The organism is Actinacidiphila sp. bgisy144, from assembly GCF_057708105.1.
Map to the genome: position 1 here is coordinate 160,387 of NZ_JBYIRM010000013.1, position 16,854 is coordinate 177,240.

A 16,854-nucleotide genomic window follows, 5' to 3' on the forward strand; every position below is an offset into this window, starting at 1 on the left:
ATGGACCCCGCCCGCGCGCTCGCCGCCGCCCGCCCGGTGCCGTACTGGCTCGACGACCCGGCCCGGCCGGCCGCGCAGCCGGCGCTGGCCGGCGCGGAGCACTGCGACCTGCTGGTGGTCGGCGGCGGCTACAGCGGGCTGTGGACGGCGCTGCTGGCCAAGGAGCGCGACCCGGGCCGCGACGTGGTCCTCATCGAGGCGGGCCGGATCGGCTCGGCTGCCTCCGGCCGCAACGGCGGCTTCTGCGCGGCCAGCCTCACCCACGGCTTCGCCAACGGACTGGCCCGCTGGCCGGGGGAGTTCGCGGCGCTGGAGGACCTCGGCGCACGCAACCTCGACGCCATCGAGGCCGCCGTGCGGCGGTACGGCCTGGACTGCGACTTCGAGCGGACCGGCGAGATCGACGTGGCCACCGCCCCCTACCAGGCCGAGGAACTGCGCCAGGCGCACGCCACCGCGCTCCACCACGGCCTGGACCTGGAGTACCTGGACCGCGACCAGGTGCGCGCCGAGGTCGACTCGCCCACCTTCCACGCCGGGCTGTACGACCGGCGCGGGGTGGCCATGGTCCATCCTGCCAAGCTCGCCTGGGGACTCCGGCGCGCCGCCGAGCGGGCCGGGGTGCGGATCTACGAGCACACCCCCGCGCTGGCCCTGGTCCGCCACGGCGCCGCACTGGCCGTCCGCACCCCATACGGCAGGGTGCTGGCCCACCACGCGGCGCTGGGCACCGGCGTGTTCCCCTCGCTGCTGCGCCGCACCCGGCACCGCACCGTGCCCGTCTACGACTACGCCCTGACCACCGAACCGCTCACCGAGGACCAGCGCGCCGCGATCGGCTGGCGCGGCCGGCAGGGCCTGGGCGACAGCGCCAACCGCTTCCACTACTTCCGGCTGACCGCCGACAACCGGGTGCTGTGGGGCGGCTACGACGCGGTCTACCCGCGCGGCGGCCGGATGGACCCGGCGTACGAGCAGCGGCCGGCGACGTACCTGCGGCTGGCCCGGCACTTCTTCGCCTGCTTCCCGCAGTTGGAGGGGGTGCGCTTCAGCCACGCCTGGGGCGGCGCGATCGACACCTGCACCCGCTTCTCGGCGTTCTTCGGCACCGCGCACGGCGGGCGGGTCGCCTACGCGGCCGGGTACACCGGGCTCGGTGTCGGCGCCACCCGGTTCGGCGCCGAGGTGATGCTCGACCTGCTGTCGGGGCTGACCACCGAGCGCACGGTGCTCGCCATGGTCCGCCGCCGCCCGCCGCCCTTCCCGCCCGAGCCGCTGGCCACCGCCGGGATCGGGCTGACCCAGTGGTCGCTGGCGCGGGCCGACCGGTCGCAGGGGCGGCGCAACCTGTGGCTGCGGGTCCTGGACCGGGCCGGCCTCGGCTTCGACTCGTGACCGCCCCGCCGCTGGTGGCGCCGCCTCGCCCGCACCACTCCCCTCGCAGTGTGAGGCGCGTCACATCCGATGGCCGGTGAAACCCGCGTAATGATCCGGCCCCCACGCCCTCTCCCGTGTGACGGCACACGCCTCGCACGACGGACGGAGGGGTCCCAGGATGGCCGACACGGGTACGAAGGGCGCGGTGGAGTGGCTGGCTTCGGTCGCGGACGACCCGCGCGGATGCAGACGGGAGTGGGAGCGCAGCCCGCTCGGGGTGGCGCTGCTGCCCGCCGGACGGCAGTGGGACGTGCTGATCCTGCCCGGCCGGATCGGCTATTCCACGCTCGACGTGCTGACCCGGCTCACCGGCCCGCCCGGCCCGGTGCTCGCCGACTTCGGCGACGAGCGGATCGGCTTCTTCGTGCCGCCGGGCACCGCCGCCCGCTGGCTGGGCACCGGGGTGCGTGGCGCCGGCCGCGGCACCTGGATCGTGGTGCCCTACCCCGGCCGGCCGACCGGGGGAGTGCGCTGGCTGGTCCCCCCGGACGGCACCGGCCACCTCACCGACCCGGTGGTGCTGGAACTGGCGATGCACGAGGCGGCCGCCCGGCTCGCGGGCGGGTGAGCGCCGCGCGTCGCGGCCCCGCCCGCCCGGCCGGGTGCTTGTGGCACCCCGCCGCCGGTGGCGACACTGGGCGGCAGACGACGACGGAAGGGCTCACCCCGTGACGACCTCGACCTCGCACATCACGCACTGGATCGCCGGCCGGCCCTGGACCGGCACCGCCGAGCGGCACGGCGACGTCCACGACCCGGCCACCGGCCGGATCACCGGACGGGTGGACTTCGCCGGGCCCGAGGTCGTGGACGAGGCGGTACGCGCCGCCGCCGACGCCTTCCGCCAGTGGCGCCGGACGTCGGTCGCCAAGCGCACCGGGGTGCTCTTCGCCTTCCGCGAGCTGCTCAACGCCCGCCGCGAGGAACTCGCCGCGCTGATCGTCGCCGAGCACGGCAAGGTGCACTCCGACGCGCTCGGCGAGGTCGCCCGCGGCCTGGAGGTCGTCGAGTACGCCTGCGGCATCCCCCAGCTCGCCCGAGGCAGCTACACCGAGCAGGCGTCCACCGGCGTCGACGTGTACTCGCTGCGCCAGCCGCTCGGCCCGGTCGCGATCGTCTCGCCCTTCAACTTTCCCGCCATGGTGCCGATGTGGTTCTTCCCGCTCGCCATCGCCACCGGCAACACCGTCGTCGTCAAGCCGTCGGAGAAGGACCCGTCCGCCGCGAACTTCCTCGCCGCGCTGTGGCGCGAAGCCGGCCTGCCCGACGGGGTGTTCAACGTCGTGCACGGCGACAAGGACGCGGTCGGCCGGCTGCTGGAGCACCCCGGGATCAAGGCGGTCTCCTTCGTCGGCTCCACCCCGGTCGCCCGCGCGGTGTACGAGGCCGGCACCCGCCACGGCAAGCGCGTCCAGGCCCTGGGCGGCGCCAAGAACCACATGCTGGTGCTGCCCGACGCCGACCTGGACCTGGCCGCCGACGCGGCGGTGAACGCCGGCTACGGAGCCGCGGGGGAGCGCTGCATGGCGGTGTCGGTGCTGGTCGCCGTCGACCCGGTGGGCGACGACCTGGTGGCGCGGATCAAGCAGCGCATCGCCACCCTGACCGTCGGCCCCGGCGCGGCGCCCGGCTCCGCGATGGGCCCGCTGGTCACCGGCGCGCACCGCGACAAGGTCACCGGCTACCTCGACGCCGGCACCGCGGAGGGCGCCGTGCTGGTCGCCGACGGCCGCAAGCACGCCGTCGACGGCGACCCCGGCGGCTTCTGGCTCGGCCCGACCCTCTTCGACCACGTCCGCCCGGGCATGTCCGTCTACGACGACGAGATCTTCGGCCCGGTGCTGTCCGTCGTCCGCGTGCCCAGCTACGAAGCGGGCCTGGAGCTGGTCAACGCCAACCCGTACGGCAACGGCACCGCGCTGTTCACCCGCGACGGCGGCGCGGCCCGGCGCTTCCAGCACGAGGTGGAGGTGGGCATGGTGGGCATCAACGTGCCGATCCCGGTGCCGGTCGCCTACTACTCCTTCGGCGGGTGGAAGGACTCGCTCTTCGGCGACACGCACGCCTACGGCGAGGACGGGGTGCGCTTCTTCACCCGCGGCAAGGCCGTCACCCAGCGGTGGCCCGACCCCTCCCACGCGGGCCTGAACCTGGGCTTCCCGACGAACTCCTGACCGCCGCCCCCGGCACCAGCAGCGCCGCCCCCACCGCCGACAGCAGCGCCGCCGCCAGGCACCAGCTCGCCAGCACGTCCAGCGGCCAGTGGTAGTCGCACCACACCAGGGCGACCCCGACCAGCAGTGCCAGCAGCCCGGTGCCGGCGGCCAGCAGCGCGCGCAGCGCCGCCCGCCGGACGAACGGCAGCAGCACCAGCGCGGCCAGCCCGAACGCCACGGACGAGGTCGCGGTGTGCCCGGACGGGAAGTAGCCGTAGCTCGGGTCGGCGCGCACCTGCCCCGGCGCCGGGCGGTCCACCCCCGCCTTCACGGTGCCGACCACCACCGGCAGCAGGCACATCGCCAGCGCCGCGGCGCCCGGCGGCAGCCACCAGCGCGGCAGCCCCGCCCGCCGCCCCAGGCGCACGGCCGCCGCCAGCGCCACCAGCAGCACCGGCACGGCCACCGCGATGTCCCCCAGGTCGCTCAGCGCGTGCGCGAGGCCGTCGAAGGCGGGATGCGCGGCGGCCGCGCGCCGGGCCCCGCGCAGCACCCGCCAGTCGTCGCCGACCAGGCCGCCGCCGGAGGACACCTGCCAGGTCAGCAGGCAGAAGGCGGTGACGGCCGCGGCGAAGGCGGCGCCGAGGGTGAGCAGGCGGGCCCGGGCAGAAGTCGGCCGCCCCGGAACAGGGGGGAGAGTTCCGGGGCGGCCAGGGCGATCGCCGTACCGTCCGTCCCGGGGGGTTTGGGACGAACGGCCAGCCGATCGGCGAGGATCGCCGGGGCAAGAAGTCCCGGCGTTGTCGTGCGCGAGGGCACTGCCGCGCCGGTGATGGGGATTCATCGGCGCGTTGTCGCCCGCGGCCTCGTCACTGGGATTCGGCCACGTGCGGGGTGTTCCTCGGAAACCGTACGTCACAGGCGGCTCATCAGGGTCGTCGATCACCCGTCCGCCATCAGGCTCGCACACCTTCTTCACGACCCCGTCCCCCGCGTCGCACGGGCCTCACCCGGCACACGGCACGTCCCTGGTTTCACACGCCGGCGAAGGCCGCCTCGATGATGTCCAGGCCCTCGTTGAGCAGATCCTCCCCGATGACCAGCGGCGGCAGGAAACGCAACACGTTCCCGTACGTGCCGCACGTCAGCACGACCAGCCCGGCCGCGTGGCACGCCTTCGCCACCGCCGCCGTCACCGCCGCGTCCGGCTCCTTCGTCCCCGGCCGCACCAGCTCGACCGCGATCATCGCGCCGCGCCCGCGCACCTCGCCGATCACCGGGAACTTCTCCTGCATCGCGCGCAGCCGCGGCGTCATCACCTCGCCGATCCGCCGCGCCCGCGCCGGCAGGTCCAGCTCGCGCATCGTCTCGATCGCGCCGAGCGCGGCCGCGCACGCCACCGGGTTGCCGCCGTAGGTGCCGCCCAGGCCGCCGGAGTGCGCCGCGTCCATGATCTCCGCGCGGCCGGTCACCGCCGCCAGCGGCAGCCCGCCCGCGATGCCCTTCGCCGTGGTGATCAGGTCCGGCACCACCCCTTCGTCCTCGCACGCGAACCACTGACCGGTCCGGCAGAACCCGGTCTGGATCTCGTCGGCCACGAACACGATGCCGTGGTCCCGCGCGAACTGCGCGATCCGCGGCAGGAAGCCCTTCGCCGGCTCGATGAAGCCGCCCTCGCCCGCGATCGGCTCGATCACGATCGCCGCCACGTGCTCGGCGCCGATCTGCTTGGTGATGATGTCGACCGCCTGCGCCGCGGCCTCCTCCGCCGCGTGCTCCGGCCCGGTCAGCCACCGGTAGCCGTACGCCAGCGGCACCCGGTAGACCTCCGGCGCGAACGGCCCGAAGCCCTCCTTGTACGGCATGTTCTTCGCGGTCAGCGCCATCGTGAGGTTGGTGCGGCCGTGGTAGCCGTGGTCGAAGACCACCACCGCGGGGCGCTTGGTGTACGCCCGGGCGATCTTCACCGCGTTCTCCACCGCCTCCGCGCCGGAGTTGAACAGCGCGGACTTCTTGGCGTGGTCGCCGGGGGTGAGCCGGGCCAGCTCCTCGCACACCTCCACGTAGCCCTCGTAGGGGGTGATCATGAAACAGGTGTGGGTGAAGTCCGCGAGCTGCGCCGACGCCCGCCGGACCACCGCCTCCGCGCTGTTGCCGACCGACGTCACGGCGATGCCCGAGCCGAAGTCGATCAGCCGGTTGCCGTCCACGTCCTCCACGACGCCGCCGCCGGCGCGCGCGACGAACACCGGCAGCGTCACCCCCACCCCGTCGGCGACCGCGGCCGACTTGCGGGCCGCCAGCTCCCGCGACATCGGTCCTGGTACGTCGGTGACGAGCCTGCGCTCCTGCGGCACTGCGGTCATGGCGGCGCTCTCCCTACTCGGTGTGCTGTGACGCCCCGGTCACTTCGGAGGCTAGGCGGGCCCCGGTACCCCCGCATACGCCGATCGGTCGCACTGGCGGCGCCGGTTTCGCCGGTTCGGACAGTGCGGGCGGCGGCACCGTAAAACGACAAGATCCTTTTGCCGGGGTATCGGCTCGACTACATTGTGCGCATCGGCGGCGATGAGGGGCGAGAGCAGGCGCGCGATGGATGCCAAGGACCGCAACACCCGTCCGCAGGGCCCCCCGTACGGGCAGCCCGCCCCGCCGCCGGTCCCGCCCCGCAGCCCGGTGCCGCGGCCCGCCGCGCCGCCGCCCGCCCCCGTGCAGGCCCCGCCGCTGTCCGCGGTGGAGCGCTGGCTGCGCACCCCGCGGGTCTCGGACGCCCCCGGGATCTACGCGTACGGGCACGTGCCCCGCCCGCCCGACGACCCCGACCGGATGACCGACCGCCGCCTGATCGGCGGAGCGGTGCTCGCCCTGCTGTGCGCGCTGCTGCTGTGGTCGCTGATGAAGAACGGCTACGTCCCGCTGTGGCGGCGCCCGCTGACGCTGCTCACCCCGGGCTCGTGGTGGCACGGCAGCCACCCCAGCCGGGTGGGCCAGTTCGCCGCCGCGTTCTACGAGTGCCTGTGGCTGGCGCTGCTCACCCGCTACTTCGCGAAGATCGGCAGCTGGGGCGAGGTCGGCCGGCGCTACCTGCGCGAGCCGCGCGCCAGGGCCGCGGCCGCCTTGGTGATCGGCGTGTGCGTCTGGGTGCTCAGCGACAAGAAGTTCCTGCCGCTGATGTCGCTGATCCTCCCCTTCTACCCGCCCTCGGCCTTCCAGCACGGCGAGCAGGCGGCCCTGCACGTGGAGTACGAGGTCGACGCGATCGCCGCGCTGGTCGTGGCGGTCGCCGCCGCGAAGTACGGCCGCTGGCCGGAACTGCTGCGCGCGCGCAGCGCCGCCCGCCGGCAGCCCGCCGGGTCCGAGGGCCTGCTGCCGCCGCAGGGCGCCCCCGGCGCCGCGGCCCTGCCCGCCCCCACCGACTGGGCGGAGGTGCGGGCGGCGGGGTACGGCGCCGCCGCCGACCGGCTGGCGCAGGACGTCCGCACCGGGCGGATGAACGACGTCGACTGCGCCCGGGTCCGCCAGGCGTGGCAGGCGGTGCACACCCGCCCCGAGGGCGCCCGGGAGTTCGCCGACGGCGTGCTGGAACTGGGCGGCGCCGCCATGGTGCACCCCTCCGGCGCCCGCGACGTGCCTCGGCGCACCGCCGACCACGACCTGCTCGGCGGCCAGGTGCGCATCGGCACCGGCGTCGCCGACCCGCGCAACGGCTACCAGTACCGCGGCTCGGGCATCGCCCTGGACCCCGGGGTGCTGGGCACCGGGCTGCTCGCCGTCGGCCCGCCCGGCTCCGGCAAGAGCCGGCTGCTGATGCGCCCGGTGGTCGAGTCGCTGTGCCTCCAGGCGCTCGCCGGGCGCGCCGCGGTCGTCGCGGTCGCCGGCGCCGACGTCGACCTCGGCCCGGCCGAGGCGTACGACGTGGTGATCTCCCTCGCCGACCCCGCCTCCCGCTACGACCTCGACCTGTACGGCGGCAGCACCGACCCCGACACCGCGGCCGGACTGCTCGCCGAGGCGCTGACCGACGGGCCCGAGAGCGAGCAGCGCCGCGCCGCCACGGCCCTGGGCCAGCTGCTGGGCCCCTACGCCGCCGCGCACGGCAGGTTCCCGACCGTGCCGGTGCTGCGCGAACTGCTGGAGGGCCTGCCGCACGCCTTCGCCGCGCTGCGCGAGGCCGTCGACGCGGTGGGCCTGCCGGGCCTGGTGCGCGAACTCGACGCGCGGGAGCGGCAGAGCGCCCGGCCCGGCGACATCGGCACGGTCCTCGCCGACCGGATCGGGGTGCTCGACCGGCCCGCGTTCGCCGGGTTCTTCGACACCTCCGGCCGCAGCCGGCCGTTCGCGATGCACGCGCTGGCGCACCCGCTGCGGGTCCGGGTGGAGCTGCCCGAGCGCGGCCACGCCGAGGCCTCCCGGATACTGGTGCGGCTGCTGCTCGCCCAGTTCACCGCCGCGGTCGCCGCCCGCCGGGACCGCGCGCTGTTCGCCTGCATCGTGGTCGACGACGCCGCGCAGGCGCTGTCGGAGGCGACGCTGCGCGCGCTGCCGTCGCTGCGGGGCCAGAACGCCGGCGCGGTGCTGGGCCTGCGCTCCCTGGACGCGCTGCCGGAGGCGCTGCGCGGCGCCGCGGTCGGCGCGGTGGGCTGCCGGATGGTGTTCGCGGGCGTCTCGCCGCGCGACGGCCGGTTCTTCTCCGAGACATGGGGCACCATGCGGGTGCAGACCAAGGACATCACCCGCACCCCCGACCAGTCCGGCGGGCTGCCCAGGCGGCTGAGCCGCGGGGTGCGGCGGCTGTTCACCGGCGAGGTCGTCACCACCGAGTCGGTCACCGTCCGCGAGGTGGAGCGGGAGCGCTGGTCGGCCGCCGACCTGGCCCAGCAGGTCCCGGTCGGCCACGCGGTGGTGTCGCTGACGACGACCGCGGGGGAGCACGCGCCGCCGGTGCTGGTGGACCTGCGGTCGTGAGGGGGTGCGGTACGGTGCGGGGACTCCAGGGTGTCGGCGACCGGTCGGCAGAACCACGTCCTCGGTCCGGCCCCGAACTTCCGTAGTCCGGCCCCGAACTTCCGGCCCCGAACCTCCGTCCCCGAACGGCACCAGGTAGGCATGCCTCTCACGCTCGCGTCGCTGGCGCACCACACGTCGCTCAGGCTCACCGTGCTCGCCGCGGGCGGGCAGCTCGCCGCCGAGGTGCGCTGGGTGCACACCAGTGAGCTGGAGGACCCGGCGCCCTATCTGGAGGGCGGGGAACTGCTGCTGACCACCGGGCTGAAGCTGGACACCGCCGACGCCGGCGCGGTCGCCGGATACGTGCGGCGGCTGGCGGCGGCGGGCGTGGTCGGGCTCGGGTTCGGCGTCGGCGTCGGGCACGACGAGGTGCCGCCGGCCCTGGTCGACGCCGCCGAGGAGGCCGGCCTGCCGCTGCTCGAAGTGCCGCGGGCCACGCCCTTCATCGCGATCAGCAAGGCGGTGTCGGCGGCCGTGGCCGCCGACCGGTACCAGGCGGTGACCGCCGGGTTCGAGGCGCAGCGGGAGCTGACCCGGGCCGCGCTGTCCCCCGACGGGCCCGCGGCGCTGCTGTCCCGGCTGGCGGCGCACCTGAACGGCTGGGCGGCGCTGTACGACGCGTCCGGCGCGGTGCTGGCCGCCGCGCCGGAGTGGGCGGGCCGCCGGGCGGCGCGGCTGGGCGGCGAGATCGACCGGCTGCGGGCCGTGCCGGCCCCGGCGAGCGTCGCGGTGGCCGGCCCGGCCGGCAGCGAGGACCGGGTCGAGCTCCAGTCGCTGGGCACCGCCCGCCGCCCGCGCGGCTTCCTCGCGGTCGGCACCGAGGAGCGCCTGGGCACCTCCGCGCGGTACGTCGTGCACGCCGCGGTCGCGCTGCTGACGCTCTCCCTCGAACAGTCCCGCGCCCTGGTCGCCGCGCAGGGCCGGCTCTCCGCGGCGCTGCTGCGGATGCTGCTGGCCGGCGAGGCCGACCACGCCCGCGCCACCGCCGGCCCGATGTACGGCACGCTGCTGCACGCGCCGGTGCGGATGATGATCGCCGAGGCGAACGGCGCCGCGCCGCCGCAGCCCGGTGCGGAGGCGCCGCAGGGCGTCGAGGCGCCGGAACTGCCCGAGGCGCTGGTGCTGCTGGCCGAGCGGGCGGAGGCCGCGGCGGTCCGCGCCGCCGAACCGGTGCTGGTCGTCACCGAGGGCGAGCGGCTGGTCCTGGTCGCGGCCGAGGGCGCCGCGGCGCTCACGGTGGCCGCGGACCTGGCCGGGGCGGAGGAGGGCCTCGCGGCCGGGCTGTCGGCCCCACTGGACCCCGCCGACGCGCCCACCGCGCGCGGCCAGGCCGAGCGGGCCCTCGCGGTGGCCCGGCGGCGCGGGGTGAACCTGGTGGAGCACGGCGAGGTCGGGGTCGGCTCGGTCGTCCCGCTGCTCGCCGACGACGCGGTGCGGGCCTTCGCCGAGGGGCTGCTGCGGCCGCTGCGCGAGCACGACGCCACCTCGCGCGGGGACCTGGTGGCCTCGCTCGCCGCGTGGCTCGCCCACCACGGGCAGTGGGACTCCGCGGCTGCCGACCTGGGGGTGCACCGGCACACCCTGCGCTACCGCATGCGGCGGGTGGAGGAGATCCTCGGCCGCTCCCTGGACGACCCGGACGTCCGCATGGAGCTGTGGCTCGCCCTCAAGACGGAGCAGTGAACCGGGCGCCCTGGCCAATTCGGTGCGGCGCCGCCCGGCGGCGCTCCACCGCGGACAACAGGGCGCCGCGGCGGCGCGAACTACCGTGCGGCGTATGACGACCACAGACACAGCGCCGCACGGGTTCTGGATCGCCGGCCGCCCGGCGCGCGGCACGGAGACGTTCGACGTGACCAGCTCGTGGGACGGCGGCCTGGTCGGCCGGGTGTCCGTACCCGACGAGGCACAGGTCGAGCAGGCCGTCGCGGCGGCAGCCGCGGCCACCGCCGGCTTCGCGGCGACGCCGGCCCACGTCCGGGCCGCGGCACTGGACCACGTGGCGCAGCGGCTCGCGGAGCGGGCCGGGGAAGTGGCCGCGCTGATCACCGCGGAGAACGGCAAGCCGCTGAAGTGGTCGCGCGGCGAGGTCGGCCGGGCCGTGTCGGTGTTCCGGCTCGCCGCCCAGGAGGCGCGCCGCTTCAACGGCGGCGAGGCGCAGCGCCTGGACACCGACCCGGGCGGCGTCGGCCGCCTCGCGCTGACCCGCCGCTTCCCGCGCGGCCCGGTGCTGGGCATCGCGCCGTTCAACTTCCCGCTGAACCTGGTCGCGCACAAGGTCGCCCCCGCCCTCGCGGTCGGCGCGCCGATCATCCTCAAGCCGGCGCCGGCCACCCCGCTGTCGGCGCTGCTGCTCGGCGAGCTGCTCGCCGAGACCGAGGGCCTGCCGGCGGGCGCCTGGAGCGTGCTGCCGGTGCCGAACGACCGGATGCCCGCGCTCGTGCAGGACCCGCGGCTGCCGGTGATCTCCTTCACCGGGTCGGACACCGTCGGCTACCAGATCGCGGACTCCGTGCCGCGCAAGCACGTCACCCTGGAGCTGGGCGGCAACGCGGCGGCCGTGGTGCTCGCCGACTGGTCGAGCGAGCAGGACCTGGAGTGGGCGGCCACCCGCATCGCCACCTTCGCCAACTACCAGGCCGGCCAGTCCTGCATCTCGGTGCAGCGGGTCATCGCCGACACCGCCGTGTACGACGCGCTCGCCGAGAAGGTCGTCGCCAAGGTGCGCGCCCAGGTCACCGGCGACCCGACGGACCCGGCCACCGACGTCGGCCCGCTGGTCAGCGAGGCGGCCGCGGAGCGCGTCGAGCGCTGGGTGGACGACGCCGTCGCCAAGGGCGCGAAGCTGCTCACCGGCGGCGCCCGCGACGGCGCGACGTACGCGCCCACGGTGCTCGCGGACCTGCCCGCCGACGCGGTGCTGGCCTCCGCGGAGGCGTTCGGGCCGGTGCTGTCGCTGCACCGGGTGGACGGCACCGACGAGGCGTTCGCGGCGGTCAACGACTCCCGGTTCGGCCTCCAGACCGGCGTGTTCACCCACGACCTGCAGACCGCGTTCCGGGCCCACCGGGAACTGGAGGTCGGCGGGGTGATCATCGGCGACGCCCCCTCCTACCGGGCCGACCAGATGCCCTACGGCGGGGTCAAGGACTCCGGGCAGGGCCGCGAGGGCGTCAGGTACGCGATGGACGACTACACCTACGAGCGGGTGATGGTGCTGACCGGGCTGGACCTGTAGCAGCGGACGCGCACCTCCGGCCGGGCCGCCGGCACCCTGCCTGCGGCCCGGCCGTCCTTCGGTGGCCGCTTCGGGCGATGTCGGATAGGACGGACACGTACGCCGGCCGGTCGCCGGCCCGCCCGGAGGTGACGCAAACCGTGTCCGCACCCACCGCAACGCGCAACGTCTCGGAACGCGAGGCCCGGCAGGTGGCCGAGGCCGCCCGCGAACAGGAGTGGCACAAGCCCAGCTTCGCCAAGGAGCTGTTCCTCGGCCGCTTCCGGCTGGACCTGATCCACCCGCACCCGCTGCCGGCACCCGAGGCGGTGGCGAAGGGCGAGGCGTTCCTCGCCCGGCTCGGCGACTTCCTGCGCACGCAGGTGGACCCCGCCCGGATCGAGCGCGAGGCGCGGATCCCCGACGAGGTGGTGCGCGGCCTGAAGGAACTGGGCGCGCTCGGCATGCGGATCGACGAGTCCTACGGCGGCCTCGGCCTCACCCAGGTGTACTACGACAAGGCGCTGGCCATGATCGGCTCGGTCAGCCCCGCGGTCGGCGCGCTGCTGTCGGCCCACCAGTCGATCGGCGTGCCGCAGCCGCTGCGGATGTTCGGCACGCAGGAGCAGAAGGACGCGTTCCTGCCGCGCTGCGCCCGCACCGACATCAGCGCCTTCCTGCTCACCGAACCGGACGTCGGCTCCGACCCGGCGCGGCTGGCCACCACCGCCGTGCCCGACGGCGACGACTACCTGCTCGACGGCGTCAAGCTGTGGACCACCAACGGCGTCGTCGCCGACCTGCTGGTGGTGATGGCGCGGGTGCCGCGCGGCGAGGGCCACCCCGGCGGCATCAGCGCGTTCGTGGTCGAGGCGGACCGCGAGGGCATCACCGTGGAGCACCGCAACGCCTTCATGGGGCTGCGCGGCATCGAGAACGGCGTCACCCGCCTGCACCGGGTGCGGGTACCCGCGGCCAACCGGATCGGCCCCGAGGGCGCCGGCCTGAAGATCGCGCTGACCACCCTCAACACCGGCCGGCTCTCGCTGCCCGCGGCCTGCGTCGGCACCGCCAAGTGGTGCCTGCGGACGGCCCGGCAGTGGTCGGCGGCCCGCGAGCAGTGGGGCAAGCCGATCGCCGAGCACGAAGCGGTCGGCGCGAAGATCGCCTACATGGCGGCGACCACCTTCGCGCTGGAGGCGGTGGTCGACCTGTCCTCGCAGATGGCCGACGAGGACCGCAACGACATCCGCATCGAGGCCGCGCTCGCCAAGCTCTTCGGCTCCGAGGCGGCCTGGCGGATCGCCGACGAGCTGGTGCAGATCCGCGGCGGCCGCGGCTACGAGACCGCCGACTCGCTGGCCGCGCGCGGCGAGAAGGCGGTCCCGGCCGAGCAGATGCTGCGCGACCTGCGGATCAACCGGATCTTCGAGGGCTCCACCGAGATCATGCACCTGCTGATCGCCCGGGAGGCCGTCGACGCCCACCTGTCGGTGGCCGGCGGCCTCATCGACCCCGACAGCACGCTCGCCGACAAGGCCAGGGCCGGCGCCAAGGCGGGCGGCTTCTACGCCCGCTGGCTGCCGAAGCTCGTCGCCGGACCCGGTCAACTTCCCACCTCGTACGGGGAGTTCGGGGAGCTGGCCGGGCATCTGCGGTTCGTCGAGCGGGCCTCGCGCCGGCTGGCGCGCAGCACCTTCTACGCCATGTCCCGCTGGCAGGGCCGGATGGAGCTGAAGCAGAACTTCCTGGCCAGGATCGTGGACATCGGCGCCGAGCTGTTCGCGATGAGCGCGGCGTGCGTGCGCGCCGAGCACCTGGCCGCCACGGCGGAGCACGGCCCGGCCGCCCGGGGCCTGGCCGACGCGTTCTGCCGCCAGTCCCGGCTGCGGGTGGAGGAGCTGTTCACCCGGCTGTGGAGCAACACCGACGACACCGACCGGAAGCTGGCCCGGGCGGTGCGCGAGGGCAAGGCCGGCTGGCTGGAGGAGGGCATCGTGGACCGTGCGGACGACGGCGCCTGGATCGCCGACGCGAGCCCGGGCCCGGCCGCCACCGAGAACGTACGGCGCCCCGTGCGCTGAACGCCGCCGCCCGCGCCGCACCGCGCGGCCGGGCAGGGCCGTACGACCGCCCCGGGGCCGCCCCGCCTCGTACGGCCCGCCCGCGCCCCGCCCCGCTCCCGTGCGCCGGTCCGCGCCCCAGCCGGGCCGCGCACGCGTCGGCGCCGCGCACAGCCGCCGGGCGTACCCTGGCCAGCGCCCCGTGCGGACCGCCGCACCGGACCGCGCACCGGGGCCCGTACCGGCCACCCGCCGTACACCGCCCGCCACCCGCAGCGACCCCACCCGACCCGGGCCCGTGCGTGGGCAGGGGCCCGGGCAGGACACAATGACCCCCATGACGGACGCTCTCGCTGACCCGCACCACCGCCCGTACGAGCCCGCCGGACCCGGCGACGGGCCGCGGGACATCGTGATCCTCGGCTCGACCGGCTCGATCGGCACCCAGGCCATCGACGTGGCCCTGCGCAACCCCGACCGGTTCCGGGTGGTCGCGCTGTCCGCCGCGGGCGGCCGGGTCGCCCTGCTGGCCGAGCAGGCCCACCGGCTGGACGTGCACACCGTCGCCGTCGCCGACGCGTCGGCGGTGCCCGCGCTGCGCGAGGCGCTGGCCGGGCGGTACGGCAGCCGGCCGCTGCCGGAGATCCTCGCCGGACCGCAGGCCGCCACCGAGGCCGCGGGCCTGCCCTGCCACTCCGTGCTGAACGGCATCACCGGCTCCATCGGCCTGCGGCCCACGCTCGCCGCGCTGGCCGCCGGCCGGGTGCTGATCCTCGCCAACAAGGAGTCGCTGATCGTCGGCGGCCCGCTGGTGAAGGCGCTGGCCAAGCCCGGCCAGGTGGTCCCGGTCGACTCCGAGCACTCCGCGCTGTTCCAGGCGCTGCTCGGCGGCAGCCGCGCCGAGGTCCGCAAGCTGGTCGTGACCGCCTCCGGCGGGCCCTTCCGCGGCCGCACCCGCGCGCAGCTGGCCGGCGTCACCGTCGAGCAGGCGATGGCGCACCCGACGTGGGACATGGGCCCGGTGGTGACGATCAACTCCGCGACCCTGGTCAACAAGGGCCTGGAGGTCATCGAGGCGCACCTGCTCTTCGACGTGCCCTTCGACCGGATCGAGGTCGTCGTCCACCCGCAGTCCTACATTCACTCGATGGTGGAGTTCACCGACGGCTCCACGCTGGCGCAGGCCAGCCCGCCGGACATGCGGATGCCGATCGCGCTGGGCCTGGGCTGGCCGCACCGGGTGCCGGACGCCGCGCCGGGCGTCGACTGGACGAAGGCCGCCACCTGGGAGTTCTTCCCGCTCGACGACGACGCGTTCCCTTCCGTCGCGCTGGCCCGGCATGTCGGTAGCCTCGGGGGCACCGCACCCGCGGTGTTCAACGCGGCCAACGAGGAATGCGTCGAAGCCTTCCGCGCCGGCCGGCTGCCCTTCACCGGGATCGTGGACACCGTCGCCCGGGTCGTCGAGGAGCACGGCACCCCGGCGGCGGGAACTCGGCTGCGGGTCGAGGACGTCCTCGAAGCGGAGACCTGGGCACGGGCCCGGGCCGGCGAACTGGCGCAAGCATCGGAGGCAGCAGGCGTATGACGGCTCTCATGACGGTCCTCGGCATAGTCGTCTTCGCCGTCGGTCTGATGATCTCCATCGCGTGGCACGAGCTGGGCCACCTGATGTGGGCGAAGATCTTCAAGATCCGCGTGCCGCAGTACATGGTCGGCTTCGGGCCCACCCTGTGGTCGCGGAAGAAGGGCGACACCGAGTACGGCTTCAAGGCGATCCCGCTGGGCGGCTACATCCGGATGATCGGCATGTTCCCGCCCGGGGAGGACGGCCGGATCTCCGCCCGCTCCACCTCGCCGTGGCGCAGCATGATCGAGGACGCCAGGAGCGCCGCGTACGAGGAGCTGCAACCGGGCGACGAGACGCGGATGTTCTACACGCGCAAGCCGTGGAAGCGCGTCATCGTCATGTTCGCCGGACCGTTCATGAACCTGGTGCTCGCCGTCGCGCTGTTCCTGACCGTCTTCATGGGCTTCGGCATCAGCATGTCGACGACCGTGGTCGGCCAGGTCAGCGACTGCGTGATCTCGCAGGCCGACACCTCGCACCGCGACGCGGACAACCCGTGCCGCTCGAGCGACCCGGTCGCGCCCGCCAAGACCGCCGGGCTCAAGGCCGGTGACAAGTTCCTGGAGTTCAACGGCAAGCCGGTGAAGAACTGGTCGGAGCTGTCGGAGGACATCCGCAAGGGCGCCGGCCCGGCCACGATCGTGGTGCTGCGGCACGGCCAGCGGGTCACCCTGCACCCGACCATCACCACCAACACGGTGGCCAGGACCGACAGCGACGGGAACCCGACCGACGGCGACCCGGTGAAGGCCGGCTTCCTCGGCTTCAGCCCGGCCAGCCACATCCAGCCGCTCGGCTTCGCCGACTCCGTGCAGCACATGGGCGACATGGCCAAGCAGGGCGTGGACTCGCTGGTCTCGCTGCCCGAGCGCATCCCCGACCTGTGGAACGCCGCCTTCCACCACGCGCCGCGCAAGGCCGACTCGCCGATGGGCGTGGTCGGTGCGGCCCGGGTCGGCGGCGAGGTCTTCGCGATGAAGGCCCCCGCGGTCGACCGGGTGGTGACGATGGTGATGCTGGTGGCCGGCTTCAACCTGTCGCTGTTCCTGTTCAACATGGTGCCGCTGCTGCCGCTGGACGGCGGACACATCGCCGGCGCGCTGTGGGAGGCGATCCGGCGGCACGCCGCGCGCGTCTTCCGCCGCCCCGACCCGGGGCCGTTCGACGTGGCCAAGCTCATGCCGGTCGCCTACGTCGTGGCGGGCATCTTCGTCTGCTTCACGCTGCTGGTTCTCATCGCGGATGTGGTCAACCCGGTCAAACTGAGCTCGTGAGGCCCCGAGCCGAGTGAGAGCCGCGGGCGCGGTGTCGTAATCTCGACCCTGGAGCCCGATCACACCGGGA

General features: G+C 75.1%; 11 protein-coding genes. 9 read left to right on the forward strand and 2 right to left on the reverse strand.

Features of this window, described 5'->3' with window-relative positions; all coding sequences use genetic code 11:
* The 3 genes from AC3EVP_RS17515 to AC3EVP_RS17525 all read left to right on the forward strand — a co-directional run bounded on the left by AC3EVP_RS17515 (position 1) and on the right by AC3EVP_RS17525 (position 3,611).
* A complete protein-coding gene (locus AC3EVP_RS17515) occupies positions 1-1,395 on the forward strand; it encodes an NAD(P)/FAD-dependent oxidoreductase (RefSeq protein WP_435130962.1) in 1,395 nt (464 codons plus the stop codon).
* A gap of 160 nt (positions 1,396-1,555) precedes the next feature.
* A complete protein-coding gene (locus tag AC3EVP_RS17520) occupies positions 1,556-2,005 on the forward strand; it encodes a hypothetical protein (protein WP_335981502.1) in 450 nt (149 codons plus the stop codon).
* Positions 2,006-2,105: 100 nt separating this feature from the next.
* On the forward strand, positions 2,106-3,611 hold the full coding sequence (locus AC3EVP_RS17525; protein WP_335981500.1) for a CoA-acylating methylmalonate-semialdehyde dehydrogenase: 1,506 nt from the start codon (positions 2,106-2,108) through the stop codon (positions 3,609-3,611).
* Here the strand turns inward: AC3EVP_RS17525 and AC3EVP_RS17530 are convergent.
* Positions 3,547-4,185 carry a phosphatase PAP2 family protein gene (locus AC3EVP_RS17530; RefSeq protein ID WP_435130875.1) on the reverse strand — a complete coding sequence of 213 codons (639 nt, stop codon included), beginning with the start codon at positions 4,183-4,185 and terminating at the stop codon, positions 3,547-3,549. The genes AC3EVP_RS17525 and AC3EVP_RS17530 overlap by 65 nt on opposite strands.
* 442 nt (positions 4,186-4,627) lie before the next feature.
* Positions 4,628-5,959 (reverse strand): 4-aminobutyrate--2-oxoglutarate transaminase, encoded by a 1,332-nt coding sequence (gene gabT / locus AC3EVP_RS17535; protein WP_435130877.1) that lies wholly within the window; start codon positions 5,957-5,959, stop codon positions 4,628-4,630.
* Positions 5,960-6,185: 226 nt separating this feature from the next.
* Between gabT and AC3EVP_RS17540 the strand changes: the two genes are divergently transcribed.
* The 6 genes from AC3EVP_RS17540 to AC3EVP_RS17565 all read left to right on the forward strand — a co-directional run bounded on the left by AC3EVP_RS17540 (position 6,186) and on the right by AC3EVP_RS17565 (position 16,784).
* Positions 6,186-8,558, forward strand: a complete 2,373-nt coding sequence (locus tag AC3EVP_RS17540; protein WP_435130879.1) for a type IV secretory system conjugative DNA transfer family protein — start codon at positions 6,186-6,188, stop codon at positions 8,556-8,558.
* Between the two features lie 141 nt (positions 8,559-8,699).
* Positions 8,700-10,283: a PucR family transcriptional regulator gene (locus tag AC3EVP_RS17545; RefSeq protein ID WP_435130881.1), complete on the forward strand. Its 1,584-nt coding sequence runs from the start codon at positions 8,700-8,702 to the stop codon at positions 10,281-10,283.
* Positions 10,284-10,377: 94 nt separating this feature from the next.
* Positions 10,378-11,838, forward strand: coding sequence for an aldehyde dehydrogenase family protein (locus AC3EVP_RS17550; RefSeq protein ID WP_435130883.1), 1,461 nt, complete (start codon positions 10,378-10,380; stop codon positions 11,836-11,838).
* Between the two features lie 140 nt (positions 11,839-11,978).
* On the forward strand, positions 11,979-13,901 hold the full coding sequence (locus AC3EVP_RS17555) for an acyl-CoA dehydrogenase family protein (protein ID WP_435130885.1): 1,923 nt from the start codon (positions 11,979-11,981) through the stop codon (positions 13,899-13,901).
* 316 nt (positions 13,902-14,217) lie between these two features.
* Positions 14,218-15,468, forward strand: a complete 1,251-nt coding sequence (gene dxr, locus AC3EVP_RS17560) for a 1-deoxy-D-xylulose-5-phosphate reductoisomerase (protein ID WP_435130887.1) — start codon at positions 14,218-14,220, stop codon at positions 15,466-15,468.
* Positions 15,465-16,784, forward strand: a complete 1,320-nt coding sequence (locus tag AC3EVP_RS17565) for a M50 family metallopeptidase (protein WP_435130889.1) — start codon at positions 15,465-15,467, stop codon at positions 16,782-16,784. Before dxr ends, AC3EVP_RS17565 begins: the two co-directional genes overlap by 4 nt.
* Positions 16,785-16,854: the final 70 nt, after the last annotated feature.

Coding starts and splice junctions, on each gene's coding strand:
- AC3EVP_RS17515 (WP_435130962.1), top strand. CDS start 1: ATGGACCCCGCCCGCGCGCTCGCCGCCGCCCGCCCGGTGCCGTACTGG.
- AC3EVP_RS17520 (WP_335981502.1), top strand. CDS start 1,556: ATGGCCGACACGGGTACGAAGGGCGCGGTGGAGTGGCTGGCTTCGGTC.
- gabT (WP_435130877.1), bottom strand. CDS start 5,959: ATGACCGCAGTGCCGCAGGAGCGCAGGCTCGTCACCGACGTACCAGGA.
- AC3EVP_RS17540 (WP_435130879.1), top strand. CDS start 6,186: ATGGATGCCAAGGACCGCAACACCCGTCCGCAGGGCCCCCCGTACGGG.
- AC3EVP_RS17545 (WP_435130881.1), top strand. CDS start 8,700: ATGCCTCTCACGCTCGCGTCGCTGGCGCACCACACGTCGCTCAGGCTC.
- AC3EVP_RS17550 (WP_435130883.1), top strand. CDS start 10,378: ATGACGACCACAGACACAGCGCCGCACGGGTTCTGGATCGCCGGCCGC.
- dxr (WP_435130887.1), top strand. CDS start 14,218: ATGACGGACGCTCTCGCTGACCCGCACCACCGCCCGTACGAGCCCGCC.
- AC3EVP_RS17565 (WP_435130889.1), top strand. CDS start 15,465: ATGACGGCTCTCATGACGGTCCTCGGCATAGTCGTCTTCGCCGTCGGT.